The following is a 16,439-nucleotide window of genomic DNA, read 5'->3' as shown; positions in this document are numbered from 1 at the left end:
CCGCCGCCCGGGCACGGCACGCACTCGACCCGCGACTGGGGGACCAGAGGCAATGGCAGAGAACGAAGAGAAACTGCTCGCGTACCTGAAGCGGGTGACGGGCGACCTCCGCCAGACGCAGCGCCGTCTGCGCGAGGCCGAGGCGGCGAACAGCGAGCCCGTCGCCATCGTCGGCATGGCCTGCCGCTACCCGGGCGGGGCCGACTCCCCCGAGGGACTGTGGGACCTCGTCGCCCGCGGCGGCGACGCCGTCACCGGCTTCCCCACCGACCGGGGATGGGACGTCGAGGGCCAGTACGACCCCGACCCCACCCGCAGCGGCAAGAACTACGTCCGCGGCGGCGGCTTCCTCGACGGCGTCACCGACTTCGACGCCGGCTTCTTCGGGATCTCTCCCCGGGAGGCCCTGGCCATGGACCCCCAGCAGCGGTTGCTGCTGGAAGGCGCCTGGGAGCTGTTCGAACGCTCCGGCATCGACCCCGCGTCGCTCAAGGGCAGCCCCACCGGCACGTTCATCGGCTTCAGCTCGATGGACTACGGCTGGGAACTGCCGAGGATCCCCGAGTCCGTCGAGGGCTACTACGCCACCGGCAACTTCGCCAGCGTCATGTCCGGGCGGATCGCCTACAGCTTCGGCCTGGAAGGGCCCGCGGTCACCGTGGACGCGGCCTGCTCCTCCTCGCTGGTCGCCCTGCACCTGGCCGCCCAGGCGCTGCGCTCGGGGGAGTGCTCCCTGGCCGTCGCCGGCGGCGTCACCGTGATGTCCACGGACGTGGGGTACGCCGAGTTCAGCCGGCAGCGCGCGCTGTCACCCGACGGCAGGTGCCGCGCCTTCTCCGCCTCCGCCGACGGCTTCGGCCCCGCCGAAGGACTCGGTCTGCTGCTCGTGGAACGGCTGAGCGACGCCCGCCGCAACGGCCACCGCGTCCTCGCCGTGGTCCGGGGCTCGGCCGTCAACCAGGACGGCGCCAGCAACGGCCTCACCGCCCCCAACGGCCCCTCCCAGGAACGCGTCATCCGCGCCGCCCTGCGCAACGCCCAGGTGTCCCCCGACGAGGTGGACGCGGTCGAGGCGCACGGCACCGGCACCCCGCTCGGCGACCCCATCGAGGCCCACGCCCTCCTGGCCACCTACGGCGAACGCCGCGACCGGGAAAGGCCGTTGTGGCTGGGCTCCGTCAAGTCCAACATCGGCCACACCTCGGCCGCGGCCGGAGTCGCGGGCGTCATCAAGATGGTGCAGGCCATGCGGCACGGTGTGCTGCCCAGGACGCTGCACGCCGACGAGCCCACACCCCACGTCGACTGGTCCCCGGGCACTGTGCGGTTGCTCAACGAGCCCCGGCCCTGGCCCGACACCGGCGACCGCCCGCGCCGGGCCGGCGTGTCCGCGTTCGGCATCAGCGGCACCAACACCCACGTCATCCTCGAACAGGCCCCGGCCACCGCTCCCGACGGTATCGAGCCCGCACCCGCCCCCGGGACACCGTCCGGGCTCACCGCGACGGTCGTGCCGTGGCCGCTCTCGGCACGCTCCGAACCCGCCCTGCGCGCCCAGGCGGAACGCCTCACCACCTACCTGACCGCACACCCCGAGGCCCCCCTCGACGGCGTCGGCCGTACCCTGGCCACCGCCCGCGCCGCACTCGACCACCGCGCCGTGGTCCTGACCACCGGCCGTGACGAGGCCCTCACGGCCCTGGCCGCCGTCTCGGACGGGCATCCGGACGCGCGCGTGGTCCACGGCGTCGCGCTGACCGACGGCACCGAACAAGAACTGGCCGGCCGGGTGGTGTTCGTGTTCCCGGGTCAGGGGTCGCAGTGGGTGGGGATGGGGGCGGGGTTGTGGGAGTCGTCTCCGGTGTTCCGGGAGCGGCTGGGGGAGTGTGACGCTGCCCTGTCCGCGTTGGTGGACTGGTCTGTGGTCGATGTGGTGCGGGGTGTGCCTGGTGCTGCGTCGCTGGACGATGTGGTGGTGGTGCAGGCGTCGTTGTGGGCGGTGATGGTGTCGCTTGCGGCGGTGTGGCGTTCGGTGGGTGTCGAACCGGGTGCGGTGATCGGTCACTCGCAAGGGGAGATCGCCGCCGCTGTCGTGGCGGGTGGGCTGTCGGTCCAGGACGGCGCGCGGGTGGTGGTGCTGCGGGCGCAGGCGATTGCGGAGAGCTTGTCGGGCAACGGCGGGATGGTCTCCATCGCGGCGAGCGCCGATCGGGTGCGGGAGTTGACCTCCGTGTGGGGTGACCGGATCTCGATCGCGTCCGTCAACGGCCCGTCCTCGACGGTCGTTTCGGGTGAGCCGGGGGCTCTCGACGAACTGACGGCCGCCTGCGAAGCCGAGGGGATTCGGGCGCGTCGTATCGCGGTCGACTACGCGTCGCACTCTGCTCAGGTGGAGTCCATCCGGGACCAAGTCGTCGAGGCCCTCAGGGACATCGAGCCCCGTTCTGCGGAGGTGCCGTTCTACTCGACGGTGACCGGCTCGGTGATCGACACCAGCGGCCTGGACGCCACGTACTGGGTGACGAACCTGCGCCAGGAAGTGCGTTTCGACGCGACCGTCCGCGAGCTGCTCACGGACGGTTTCGGCTACTTCGTTGAGTGCAGCCCTCACCCGGTCCTGACGGTTGGTATGCAGGAGACGTTCGAGGACCACGCCGACGCTCAGGCCGCGGTCGCGTTGGGCACCTTGCGCCGTGACGAGGGCGGGCCCGAGCGGTTCTTGACCTCCCTCGCCGAGGGCTACGTCCGCGGACTCACCGTCGACTGGAACGCCGTCTTCGCCGGCACCGACGACGCCGAGCCGCTGCTCGACCTGCCCACCTACGCCTTCCAACGCAGGCGCTACTGGCTGGACGGGGGCGCCGCGTCCGTCACCGACCCGGCCGGGCTCGGGCTCGCCGACGCGGGCCATCCGCTGCTGGGCGCGACGGTCCAAGTGGCCGACGACGAGCGGATGTTGCTCACCGGACTGCTCTCCCGCCGGGCCCAGCCCTGGCTGGCCGACCACGTCGTCCACGGCGCGGCGCTCGTCGGCGGGGCCAGCCTCGCCGAGCTGGCGCTGGCCGCGGCCGCGCAGGCCGGTGCCGACCGGGTGGAGACACTGGTCGTGGAGGCGCCGCTGCCGCTGCCCGAGCAGGGCGGCGTGCAGATCCAGCTGTCCCTCGGCGCTCCTGAGGCCGAGGACCGGCGCGAGCTGGCCCTGTACGCGCGACCCGGTGACGCGTTGCCGGACACCCCGTGGACCCGGCACGCCCGAGGCACCGTGGCGACGTCCCCGTCCGCGCCCCCCACCGAAGAACTCTCCGGTGTGTGGCCGCCCGAGGGCGCCGTGCCCGTGGGGATCGGTGAGGCGTACGAGCGGCTGGAGCCCGCCGGGTACGGGTTCGGTCCCGCGTTCCGAAGGCTGCGGGCCGTGTGGCGGCGCGGTGAGGAACGGTTCGCCGAGGTCGCGCTGACCGAGGAACAGGCCCGTGACGCAGGGGCGTTCGGCCTGCACCCGGCCCTCATGGACGCCGCCCTCCACCCCGTCCTGCTCGACCACCTGGCCGACGACGCGGCGGTGCGGCTGCCGGTCGAGTGGCACGGTCTGGCCCTCCACGCCGTGGGCGCCACCGTGCTACGGGTCCGGATCCGGCCCGCCGGCCCCGGCGCCGTGTCGCTGCTCCTCGCCGACGCGGCCGGCGCCCCGGTGGCCTCGGTCGGCGAGGTGCGGCTGCGCGAGCACACCCCCGAAGAGGTGGCCGGTGCCGCGCGGCCGCTCCGGGACGCGCTGTTCCGGCTGGAGTGGACCCCGTTCGACCGGCCGCTCCCGGCGATCGCCCCCGCCGGCGGTTGGACCGTCGTGGGCCCGGACGAGCTGGGCATCGGCGCCGGCGCGGAGCAGGACGCCGAACCGTCCCTCGCCCTCGCCTCGTTCGCGCCGCTCGCGGAAGGAACCCCCGGTGCCCCGCTCGCCCCGCGGGTGCACGAGGCGGCCACGGCGGTGCTGGGCCTGGTGCAGAAGTGGCTCGCCGACGAGCGGTCCGAAGCCGTGCCGCTGGTGCTGGTGACCGGCGACGCGGTGGCCGCCGCGCCCGGTGACCGGGTCACCGGCCTCGTCAACGCGCCGCTGTGGGGCCTGGTCAGGTCCGTGCAGGCCGAGTACCCGGCCGGCAGGTTCCTCCTCGTGGACGTCGACGGGCACGAGGAGTCCCGCGCGGTGCTCGCGGCCGCGGCAGCCGCCGCGCTGGAGGCGGGCGAGAGCCAACTGGCCGTCCGCAACGGCACCGTACTGGTGCCGCGCCTGGTCCGCGCGGGAGAACCGGTGGAGGGTGCCGCGGCGTCGTTCCCCGGTTCCGGCACGGTCGTCGTCACCGGCGGCACCGGCACGTCCGGTGCGCTGGTCGCCCGCCACCTCGTGGCCGCCCACGGGGTGCGGCACCTGCTGCTGGTCGGCCGTCGCGGCCCGGACACCCCCGGCGCTGCCGGACTCCGCGACGAACTTTGCGAGTTGGGCGCGGAGACGGTGGACGTCGTGGCCTGCGACGCCGCCGACCGCGACGCCCTGGCGGCCGTCCTCGCCTCCGTGCCCGCGAGCCGTCCGCTGACCGCGGTGGTGCACGCGGCCGGAGTGCTGGACGACGCCCTCACCGCCTCCCTGACCGCCCCGCAGCTGGAACGGGTCCTGCGGCCGAAGGCCGATGCCGCGCTCCACCTGCACGAGCTCACGCGTGACCGCGAGCTGTCGGCGTTCATCCTGTTCTCCTCGGCCGCCGGGACGCTCGGTAACCCGGGACAGGCCAACCTCGCCGCCGCCAGTGCCTTCCTCGACGCCCTCGCCGCGCACCGGCACGCCCTCGGCCTGCCCGCCGTCTCCCTGGCCTGGGGCCCCTGGGCCCTGGACGGGGACGAAGGTGAAAGGGCGGCGGACGGAGGAGTGCTGCCGTTCTCCCCGACGGAGGGGCTGGCGCTGCTGGACGCGGCCCTCGCGGACGGCACCGCGCTCGCCGTGCCGGTACGACTCGACCTCCCCGCACTCGGCGCCGCGGCGGCCACGGGGACGCTCCCCGCACCCCTGCGCCGCCTGGTGCGCGTTCCCGTCCGACGCGCGGCGGCCGCCGAGCCGGGCACGGGGGCGGACACCGGTCTCACCCGCGAGCTTGCCGCGGCGTCCGAGGCCGAGCGGCGCAGGATGCTGCTCGACCTGGTGCGCACCGAGGTCGCGGCGGTCCTGCGGCACGCGACCGTGGACGACGTGGAGGCCGACCGGGCGTTCAAGGAGCTGGGCTTCGACTCCCTGACCGCCGTCGAACTGCGCAACCGGCTCGGCGCCGCGACCGGCCTGCGGCTGCCGCCCACGCTGGTCTTCACCTATCCGAACCCCACGGCCCTGGTGCGTTTCCTGCTGGACGAGATCGCGCCGGGGACCGGGGAGGAGTCCGCGACTCCCGTCCTCGCCGAGTTGGACCGGCTCGACGCGAGCCTGTCCGGCCTGGCCCCGGACGACGCGACCCGCGACAGGATCACCCGGCGCCTGGAGGCGCTGCTGTGGAAGTGGAGCGGTGAATCGGACGGCGAGGAGGGCGTCCTCGGCCGGGAAACCCTCGAAGCCGCTTCGGACGACGAGATGTTCGCGCTGATCGACCAGGAGCTCGGCGGAGCCGGCTGAGGTCCCGTCACCACCACGCGGAGAAACCGGCCGCGGGCGCACCCGCGCCGGAATCGCTCGAACGGCTTGCGAAGGAGTTCTGGGGAAGATGTCCAACGGCAGCACCGAGGCGAAGCTCCGCGACTACCTCAAGCGGGTCACCGCCGAGCTGGGCGAGACCCGGCACCGTCTGCGGGAGGCCGAGGCCGCCGCCGGGCAGCCGATCGCCATCGTCGGCATGGCCTGCCGCTACCCGGGCGGGTCCGACTCCCCCGAGGGGCTGTGGGAGCTGGTCGACCAAGGGCGGGACGCCATCACGCCCTTCCCCGCCGACCGCGGCTGGGACCTCGACGCGCTGTACCACCCGGACCCGGAGAACCGCGGCACCAGCTACGTCAGGGAAGGCGGGTTCCTGCACGACGCCGCCGACTTCGACCCCGCCTTCTTCGGCATCACCCCGCGCGAGGCGCTGGGCATGGACCCCCAGCAGCGCCTGATGCTGGAGACCTCCTGGGAGGCCTTCGAACGGGCCGGCATCGACCCCCTCACCCTGAAGGGCGCCCAGGTCGGCGTCTACACCGGCATCGTCACCTCCGGCTACGTCACCCGGCTGCGGGAGACCCCCGAGTCCGTCGAGGGGTACGTCGTCACCGGCACCATGGCGAGCGTCGCCTCCGGACGCGTCGCCTACACCCTCGGCCTGGAAGGGCCGGCGGTCAGCGTCGAGACCGCCTGCTCGTCGTCCCTGGTCGCCCTGCACCTCGCCGTGCAGGCCCTGCGCGACGGCGAGTGCTCCATGGCCCTGGCGGGCGGTGTCGCGGTCATGCCGGTGCCGGACGCCTTCGTGGAGTTCAGCCGCCAGCGCGGCATGGCCCCGGACGGGCGGATCAAGGCCTTCGCGGCCGCCGCCGACGGCACCACCTGGTCCGAGGGCGCCGGTGTGCTCCTCGTGGAACGGCTCTCCGACGCCCGCCGCAACGGCCACCCCGTGCTCGCCGTGGTCCGCGGCTCCGCCATCAACCAGGACGGCGCCAGCAACGGCCTGTCCGCCCCCAACGACCTCGCCCAGGAACGAGTGATCCGCGCCGCCCTCGCCAACGCCCGGCTCACCCCGGCCGACGTGGACGCCGTCGAGGCCCACGGCACCGGGACGACGCTGGGCGACCCGATCGAGGCCCAGGCACTGCTGGCGACCTACGGCAAGGAGCGCCCCCAGGACCGGCCCCTGTGGCTCGGCTCCCTCAAGTCCAACCTCGGCCACTCGGGCCCTGCGGCGGGCGTGGCCGGGGTGATCAAGATGGTGGAGGCGCTGCGGCACGGCGTCCTGCCCAGGACCCTCCACGTGGACGCCCCCACGCCCCACGTGGACTGGTCGTCCGGCGCGGTCCGCCTGCTCACCGAACCCGTCGACTGGACCGGCCACACCGACCGGCCCCGCAGAGCGGGCGTGTCCGCGTTCGGCATCAGTGGGACGAACGCGCACGTGATCCTGGAGGAGGCGCCGGAGCTGGAGGGGGCGCAGGAGTCTTCCGGTGATCCGCGTCTGGTTTCGGGTGTGTTGCCGTGGGTGGTGTCGGGTCGTTCGGATGCGGCGCTGCGTGCGCAGGCGGGGCGGCTTGCGGGGTTCGTCGCGGAGCGTCCTGCTCTGGCGGTCGCGGATGTGGCGCGTTCGCTGGTGGAGACGCGGTCGGCTCTGGAGCACCGTGCGGTGGTCTTGGCGGGTGACCGGGATGCTGCCGTGGAGGTGTTGGGGTCGGTGGCGGAGGGTGTGCCGTCGGCTGGTGTGGTGTCGGGGGCGGTGTCTGGGGAGCCGGGCCGGGTGGTGTTCGTGTTCCCGGGTCAGGGGTCCCAGTGGCTCGGCATGGGGGCGGGGTTGTGGGAGTCCTCGCCGGTGTTCCGGGAGCGGCTTGCGGAGTGTGACGCTGTCCTGTCCGCGTTGGTGGACTGGTCTGTGGTCGATGTGGTGCGCGGCCTGCCGTCAGCTGCGTCGCTGGATGACGTGGTGGTGGTGCAGGCGTCGTTGTGGGCGGTGATGGTGTCGCTCGCCGCGGTGTGGCGTTCGGTAGGTGTCGAACCGGGTGCGGTGATCGGTCACTCGCAAGGTGAGATCGCCGCCGCTGTCGTGGCGGGTGGGCTGTCGGTCCAGGACGGCGCCCGAGTCGTGGTCCTGCGGGCCCAGGCCATCGCGGAGAGCCTGTCCGGCAACGGCGGGATGGTCTCCGTGGCCGTGGGTGCGGACCAGGCGCGGGAGTTGATCGCCCGGTGGGGTGAGCGAATATCGATCGCGTCTGTCAACGGCCCGTCGTCGACGGTGGTTTCGGGTGAGCCGGGTGCTCTGGACGAATTGACGGCCGCGTGTGAGGCGGAGGGGGTACGGGCGCGTCGTATCGCGGTGGACTACGCCTCGCACTCGGCCCAGGTGGAGTCGATCCGGGACCAGGTCGTTGACGCCTTCAAGGGCATCGAACCCCGCCCCGCTCAGGTGCCGTTCTACTCGACGGTGACCGGTTCGGTGTTCGACACCAGCGGCCTGGACGCCACGTACTGGGTGACGAACCTGCGTCAGGAGGTGCGATTCGACGCGACCGTCCGTGAGCTGCTCACAGACGGCTTCGGCTACTTCGTGGAGTGCAGCCCCCACCCCGTGCTCACCGTCGGTATGCAGGAGACGTTCGAGGACCACGCCGACGCCCAGGCCGCGGTCGCGTTGGGCACCTTGCGCCGTGACGAAGGCGGATCCGAGCGGTTCCTGACGTCCCTCGCCGAGGGCTACGTCCGCGGACTCACCGTCGACTGGAACGCCCTCTACGCCGGCACCGGCGCCCGGCGGGTCGAACTGCCCACCTACGCCTTCCAACGGCAGCGGTACTGGCTGGAGGAGCCCCCAGGAGCGGCATTCCGGCAGGGTGAGGGGGAGTCGGACGAGGCGGACGCCGGGTTCTGGGCCGCCGTGGACGCTGGAGACCTGGACACGCTGACCGCCGAGCTGGGCGTGCCCGCCGACGAGCCGTTCAGCGGAGTGCTGCCCGCCCTGTCGTCCTGGCGCGGCCGCCGGCAGGAGGAGTCGCAGTCCGACGGGTGGCGCTACCGGGTGGTGTGGCGGCCCGCCCGCTTCCCGGCCGGCCCGGAACCGCGGGGGCGCTGGCTCGTCGTCGTTCCCGAGGGGTACGCGGACGATCCTTGGGCCGCCGGTTGCGTGCGCGCCCTGGAACGGTCGGGCGCCCTCGTGACGCGCCTGGTCGTGGACCTGGAGAGCGCCGACCGTGGGCGGTGCGCGGAGGCGCTGCGCCAGGCGTTCGCCGAAGACGCGGGCGAGGTGTCGCCCGGGGGAGTGCTGTCCCTGCTCGCGCTGGATGACGTCCCGCACCCGGCCTACCCGGCCGTTCCCTCGGGGCTGGCCGCGACCGTGGCGCTGGTACAGGCGATGGTCGAGGTGGGCGAGGGGATGCCCGTGCCGCCCCGGCTGTGGTGCGCGACCCGGGGGGCGGTGTCCACGGGCGCGTCCGACCCGCTGACCCGTCCGGAGCAGGCCCACGTCTGGGGCCTCGGCCGGGTCGCGGCGCTGGAGCACCCGCTGCTGTGGGGCGGCCTGGTCGACCTGCCCGAGGACGCCGGTGACACCGAGGTGGCCCGGCTGGCGGCCGCGCTCTCCGGACCCGCCGACGAGGACCACCTCGCCGTGCGCGGGGACGGCCACGGCGTGTACGTCCGCCGGTTGGTGCGGGCGCGCGCCACGGGGGTTCCGTCGGTGCGCGAGTGGCGGCCGCGCGGCAGCGTCCTGATCACCGGGGGGACCGGCGGCATCGGCGGTCATCTGGCGCGTCGTCTGGCGCGGGCGGGCGCCGAGCACCTGGTGCTGGTCAGCCGGAGCGGCCCCGAGGCGCCCGGCGCCACAGAACTGGCGGAGGAGCTGACCGCGGCAGGGGCGAAGGTGTCCCTGGTGGCCTGCGACGTCTCCGACCGGGACGCCCTCGCCGCCGTACTCGCGGCCCTCCCCGCAGACCAGCCGCTGAGCGCCGTCGTCCACGCCGCCGCCGTACTGGACGACGGGGTGATCGACTCGCTGACCCCGGAGCGGATGGAACACGTGCTGCGGGTCAAGGCGCAGGGCGCGCTCCACCTGGACGAGCTGACCCGGGACAGGGACCTGTCCGCGTTCGTGCTCTGCTCCTCGTTCGGCGCCACCTTCGGTCTTCCGGCGCTCGGCAACTACGCGCCCGGCAACGCCTTCCTCGACGCCCTCGCCGAGCGGCGCCGGGCCGAAGGACTGCCTGCCACCTCCGTGGCCTGGGGCACCTGGGCCGGCACCGGCATGGCGGCCGGGGCCGTCGGCGCCCGCGGCCGTCTGGAGGGCATCCACGAAATGGAGCCGGAACCCGCCTCGGCCGCCCTGGAACGGATCCTCGACCGCGACGAGACCACCGCGGTCCTCATCGACCTGCGCTGGGACCGCTTCGCCCCGGTCTTCCACGCCAAGCGGCCCACCGCCCTGTTCTCCGAGATCCCCGAAGCCGTGCGGGCGCTGGCCCGGGGCGGCGGTGACGGGGACGAGGACCCGGCCACGGCCGGCGAGGCGGCCGGCGGGCTGCGGGCCAGGCTCGCCGGGGTTCCCCGGGCCGAGCAGGAGCGCGAGCTGCTGGAGCTGGTCCGCTCCCACGCGGGCGTCGTCATGGGCCACGTCACCCTCACCGGGAACGCGCGCGACGCCGTCGCACCCGACCGGCCCTTCCGCGACCTGGGGTTCGACTCCCTGATGGCCGTGGAACTGCGCAACCGGGTCGGCGCCGCCACCGGCGTCGGCCTGCCGGCCACGCTCGTCTTCGACCACCCGACCCCGGAGGCGGTGGCCCGTCACCTGCGGCAGGAGATGGGCCTGACCGACGCCGACGGCGTCCCTCCCGGCTTCGCCGAACTGGAACGCCTGGAGGCCGCGCTCGCCGCCGCGCCGGCCGATGGGGAGGCACGGGCCCGGATGGCCAAACGCCTGGAGCGGCTGCTGTGGACGGTGAGCGGAGACGCCCCCGCGACGGCACCCGGAGAGGACTCCGGGGACACCGAGTTCTCCACCGTCAGCAACGACGAGATGTTCGACCTCATCGACCGCGAACTGGGGGCCTAGCCGACATGACCACCGACGAAAAGAAACTCCGGGAATACCTCAACAAGGTCATGACCGACCTGCGCCGCACACAGCGCCGCCTGCGCTCGGTCGAGGAACGGGACCACGAGCCGGTGGCCGTCGTCGGCATGGCCTGCCGCTACCCCGGCGACGCGGAGTCCCCCGAAGGGCTGTGGCGGCTCGTCGACGGCGGCGGTGACGCCATCTCCGGGTTCCCCACCGACCGCGGCTGGGACCTGGAGAGCCTGCGGCTGACGGACCCGGAGGGCAAGGAACTGGCACCCGAGGGCGGCTTCGTGGCCGGGGCCGCCGCGTTCGACGCCGGCCTGTTCGGGATCTCCCCGCGCGAGGCCCTGGCGATGGACCCGCAGCAGCGGCTGGTCCTGGAGTGCTCCTACGAGGCGTTCGAACGGGCGGGCATCGACCCGTTCTCGTTGAACGGCAGCGACACCGGCGTGTTCGTCGGCGCCTCCTACACCGGTTACGGCGCCGACGTGGAGCAGATCCCGGACGGTCTCGAGGGCTACACCATGACGGGGTCCGCCAACAGCGTCGTCTCCGGGCGGGTCGCCTACACGTTCGGCCTGGAAGGGCCCGCGGTGACGATCGACACGGCGTGCTCCTCCTCCCTGGTGGCGCTCCACTGGGCGGTGCAGTCGCTGCGGGCCGGCGAGACCGGCCTGGCCCTGGCGGGCGGGGCGATGGTGATGCCGAGCCCGATGGAGTTCGTGGAGTTCAGCAGGCAGCAGATCCTGGCCGCGGACGCCCGATGCAAGGCCTTCGCCGAGGCGGCCGACGGCACCGGTTTCTCCGAGGGCGCCGGCCTGGTCCTCCTGGAACGACTGAGCGAGGCCCGGCGCAACGGCCACCGGGTCCTCGCCGTCATCCGCGGCTCGGCGGTCAACCAGGACGGCGCCAGCAATGGCCTCACCGCCCCCAACGGCCCCGCCCAGCGGCGCGTCATCGAGGCCGCCCTCGCCAACGCCCGGCTCACCCCGGCCGACGTGGACGCCGTCGAGGCCCACGGCACCGGCACGACCCTCGGCGACCCCATCGAGGCGCAGGCCCTGATCGCCGTCTACGGCAAGGACCGCCCGGCGGAGCACCCGCTGTGGCTGGGCTCGGTGAAGTCCAACATCGGCCACACCCAGGCCGCCGCGGGCGTGGCTGGCGTGATCAAGATGGTCGAGGCGCTGCGGCACCGTTCACTGCCCCGCACCCTGCACGTGGACACCCCGACCCCGCAGGTCGACTGGTCCTCGGGAACGGTGCGGCTGCTGACAGAGGCCCGCCCGTGGGACACCCCCGGCGGCCGTGCGCGCCGCGCCGCCGTCTCCGCGTTCGGCATCAGCGGCACCAACGCCCACCTCATCCTGGAGGAGGCCCCCGAGGACACGGGGACACCCGACACCGACGGGACCGGCGAGGCGGCCGGTGACGGCACCTCGACCGGGGAGCGTCCGGGCGGCCTGGTGGGCGGCGCCGTCCCCTGGCCGCTGTCCGGCCGGACGACGGCGGCCCTGCACGCCCAGGCCGCCCGCCTCTCCTCGTACCTGGACGACCACCCCGGCACGTCGCCGCTCGACGTGGGCGCCTCCCTGGCGCTCTCCCGGGGCGCCCTCGACCACCGCGCGGTCCTGCTGGCGACCGACGCGGAGAGCATCCGCACCGCGCTCACCGCCCTGGGCCAGGGCGTCCCCACGGCCGACGTGGTGCCGGGCGCGGTACTGCCGGGCGCGCCGCGAGTGGTGTTCGTGTTCCCGGGTCAGGGGTCGCAGTGGGTGGGGATGGGGGCGGGGTTGTGGGAGTCCTCGCCGGTGTTCCGGGAGCGGCTGGGGGAGTGTGAGGCGGCTCTTGCGCCGTTGGTGGACTGGTCGGTGACCGATGTGGTCCGGGGTCTGCCGACGGCTGCGTCGCTGGATGACGTGGTGGTGGTGCAGGCGTCGTTGTGGGCGGTGATGGTGTCGCTCGCGGCGGTGTGGCGTTCGGTGGGTGTCGAACCGGGTGCGGTGATCGGGCACTCGCAAGGTGAGATCGCCGCCGCTGTCGTGGCGGGTGGGCTGTCGGTCCAGGACGGCGCCCGGGTCGTGGTGCTGCGGGCGCAGGCCATCGCGGAGAGCCTGTCCGGTAATGGCGGCATGGTCTCCGTGGCCGTGGGTGCGGACCAGGCGCGGGAGTTGATCGCCGCGTGGGGTGAGCGAATATCGACCGCCTCCGTCAACGGGCCCTCCTCGACGGTCGTTTCGGGTGAGCCCGATGCGCTGGACGAGTTGATGGCCGCGTGTGAGGCGGAGGGGGTCCGGGCGCGTCGCATCGCGGTGGACTACGCGTCGCACTCGGCCCAGGTGGAGTCGATCCGGGAGCAGGTGATCGAGGCTCTTCAGGGCATCGAACCCGGTCCCGCTCAGGTGCCGTTCTACTCGACGGTGACCGGGTCGGTGATCGACACCAGCGGCCTGGACGCCACGTACTGGGTGACGAACCTGCGCCAGGAGGTGCGTTTCGACGCGACCGTCCGCGAGCTTCTGACGGACGGTTTTGGCTACTTCGTGGAGTGCAGCCCTCACCCGGTTCTGACCGTTGGTATGCAGGAGACGTTCGAGGACCACGCTGACGCCCAGACCGCGGTCGCGCTGGGCACCTTGCGCCGTGACGAAGGCGGACCCGAGCGGTTCCTGACGTCCCTCGCCGAGGGCTACGTCCGTGGACTCACCGTCGACTGGAACGCCCTCTTCGCCGGCACCGGCGCCGACCACCGGCTCGACCTGCCCACCTACGCCTTCCAACGGCAGCGCTACTGGCTGGAGTCCGGCCCCGCCGGTTCCGGTGACCCTGCCGGGCTGGGGCTCGCCGACGCGGGCCATCCGCTGCTGGGCGCGGCCGTCGAGGTGGCGGGTGGCGACCAACTGCTGCTGACCGGACGGTTGTCGCTGCGCGCCCACCCCTGGCTGGCCGACCACGTCGTCCAGGGCACACCGGTGCTCGCCGGAGCCGCGTTCGCGGAGCTCGCCCTGCACGCCGGTGAGCGGGCCGGGGCCGAGGTGGTCGAGAGCCTGACCGTGGAGGCGCCGCTGGTGCTGCCGGACAGCGGCGGGGTGCAGCTCCAGCTGTCCGTCGGCGCGCCCGACGAGGACGGCGGGCGCGAACTGGCCGTCCACGCGCGGCCGGAGGCGTCGGAGGATGCCACGCCGTGGGTGCGGTACGCCACCGCCCGGCTGGTTCCCGACGGCGCCGGGGAGACCGGCGATGACGGGTCCGGGGCCGTCGAACGGCTCGCGCAGTGGCCGCCCTCGGGGGCGCAGCCGGTGAGCGTCGCCAACTTCCATCAGCGGATGGCCGACGCCGGGCAGGGCTACGGTCCCGCGTTCCGGGGGCTGCGCGCGGTGTGGCGGCACGGCCGGGAGATGTATGCCGAGGTGGCCCTGCCCGAGGACCAGGAGAGGCGGGCCGCCGGGTATGGGATCCATCCGGCGCTGCTCGACGCCGCGTTGCAGCCGGCCCGGTTGGAGGAGCGCGCCGGGGTGCTGTGGACCGACTGGTCGGGGCTGTCGCTGCGCGCGGTGGGGGCCACGGAGCTGCGGGTGCACGTGCGGCCCGCGGACGACGGCGCCGTGACGGTGACCCTCGGCGACGCGTCGGGCCGTCCGGTCGGCACGGTGGCGGCGGTGGCCGAGCGCGCGGTCGCCCCCGAGGAACTGCGTCGTGCCGCGGACGGTGCCCGGGACGCGCTGTACCGGGTGGAGTGGACGCCGGTGCCCGCACCCGGGCAGACCGCCGACTGGGTGGTGCTGGGCGCCGACCCGGTCGGGGTGGCCGACGTGCTGGAGGAGGCGGGTGCGTACCCGCAGACGTACGACGACCTGGACGCGCTGGCCGAGGCCGTGGAAGCGGGGCTGCCGCTGCCGGAGCTGACCGTCGTGTCCCACGGCGGCCCCGCTCCGTCGGGGGACGGCGCTGTGGCACGGCGTGCCCTGGACGCGGTCACGGATCTGCTGGCGGTCGTTCAGCGCTGGCTCGCCGACGAGCGGTTCGCCGGGGGGCGGTTGCTGGTGGTGACCAGGGACGCGGTCGCGGCCGGTCCCGGGGGCGGCGTGGGCGACCTGGCGCACTCCGCGGCCTGGGGCCTGGTGCGCTCCGCGATGGCCGCCCACCCGGGCCGGTTCGGACTGCTGGACCTGGACGGGGACGACGGTTCGCTGGCGGTGCTCCCGGACGCCGTGCCCGCCGTCGTCGCCTCGGGTGAGTCCGAGATGGCCCTGCGCGCGGGTGTGGTCCTCGTGCCCAGGATCCGCCCGGCGTCCGCCGCGCCCGCCGCGGCCCCGGCCGACTGGGACCTCGACGGCACCGTGCTGATCACCGGCGGCACCGGCGCGCTCGGCCGGGTGCTCGCCCGCCACCTGGTCAAGCAGTACGGCGTGCGCCACCTGCTGTTGCTGAGCCGCCGCGGCCGCGACGCGGACGGCGTCGAGGGACTGGAGCGCGAGCTGTCGTCGCTCGGGGCGTCGGTGTCCGTGGAGGCGTGTGACGCCGCCGACCGGGAGGCGCTGGCGCGGGTGCTGGCCTCCGTTCCGGCCGACCGGCCGCTCACGGCCGTGCTGCACGCCGCCGGGACGCTCGCCGACCGGCCCCTGGAGGCCCTGACACCGGACGACGTGGAGCACGTGTTCACGCCCAAGGTGACGGCGGCGGTCAACCTGCACGAGCTGACCCGGGAGTTGGACCTGGCCGCGTTCGTGCTGTTCTCCTCCGCGTCCGGTGTGCTCGGCAGCCTCGCCCAGCCGAACTACGCGGCCGCCAACGCCTTCCTCGACGCCCTCGCCGCGCACCGCAGGGCGGCGGGTCTCGCCGGCCGGTCGCTGGCCTGGGGACTGTGGGCGGGGGCGAGCGACATGGCGGGAGGCGCGGACACGGCCAGGTTCGCCCGCGCGGGCATCCTGCCGCTGTCCCCCGACGAGGGCACCGCCCTGTTCGACGCCGCGTCGGGCACCGACGAGGCGCTGCTGGTGCCCGTGCTCCTGGACACGGCCGCCCTGCGCTCGCGCGCCGCCGCCGGCACCTTGTCCGGGATGCTGCGCGGCCTGGTGAAGGCGGCCCCCAGGAAGCGGGCCGTGTCCGCCCCCGGCGCCGCTCAGCAGGAGCCGGACTGGGCGGCCCGGCTCGCCGGGCTCACCCGGGACGAGCAACTGCACCGGCTGGTGGAGCTGACCCGCGCCCACGTGGCGTCCGTGCTGGGCCACGGCACCCCGGAGGCCATCGAGCCCGACCGTCCGTTCAAGGAGATCGGCTTCGACTCGCTGACCGCGCTGGAGCTGCGCAACCGGCTTGGCGCGGCCACCGGCCTCACCCTGCCCGCCACCCTGGTCTTCGACCACCCCACGCTGAACGCGACCGCCGCCCTCCTGCTCGACCTGCTCGCCCCCGCGCCCGCGACCGCGGCACCGCCCGCCTTGGCGGAGCTCGACCGGCTGGAGGAGGCCCTGGCCGCCGTCCCCGACGGCGACACGGCCACCCGCGCCCGGGTGAGGGAACGGCTCCAGGCCCTGCTGGCCGGGTGGTCCGGCGCGGCCCGGCCTGCCGACGGCGGCGACGAGGAACTGGACGACGCCACCGACAGCGAGCTGTTCGCGTTGCTCGACGACGAACTGGACACGCCGTGACCACGGCCCGCCCCCGACACAGCGACCCGAGGAACCC

At 74.3% G+C, this 16,439-nt stretch carries 2 protein-coding genes and 1 pseudogene; all 3 read left to right on the top strand.

Features of this window, described 5'->3' with window-relative positions; translation table 11 throughout:
* Nucleotides 1-52: 52 nt before the first annotated feature.
* Nucleotides 53-5,647 carry a type I polyketide synthase gene (locus ACZ56U_RS23440; protein ID WP_469085939.1) on the top strand — a complete coding sequence of 1,865 codons (5,595 nt, stop codon included), beginning with the start codon at nt 53-55 and terminating at the stop codon, nt 5,645-5,647.
* 52 nt (nt 5,648-5,699) lie between these two features.
* A complete protein-coding gene (locus ACZ56U_RS23435) occupies nt 5,700-10,745 on the top strand; it encodes a type I polyketide synthase (protein ID WP_469086125.1) in 5,046 nt (1,681 codons plus the stop codon).
* A gap of 5 nt (nt 10,746-10,750) precedes the next feature.
* A pseudogene (locus ACZ56U_RS23430) lies at nt 10,751-16,402 on the top strand (type I polyketide synthase); the annotation flags it as partial.
* Nucleotides 16,403-16,439: the final 37 nt, after the last annotated feature.

The sequence above is a fragment of the Streptomyces sp. NPDC034103 genome, assembly GCF_055575395.1.
The sequence above is the reverse complement of the archived record's forward strand: the minus strand, read 5'-3'. Positions and strand labels throughout refer to the sequence as shown.

Coding starts and splice junctions, on each gene's coding strand:
- ACZ56U_RS23440 (WP_469085939.1), top strand. CDS start 53: ATGGCAGAGAACGAAGAGAAACTGCTCGCGTACCTGAAGCGGGTGACG.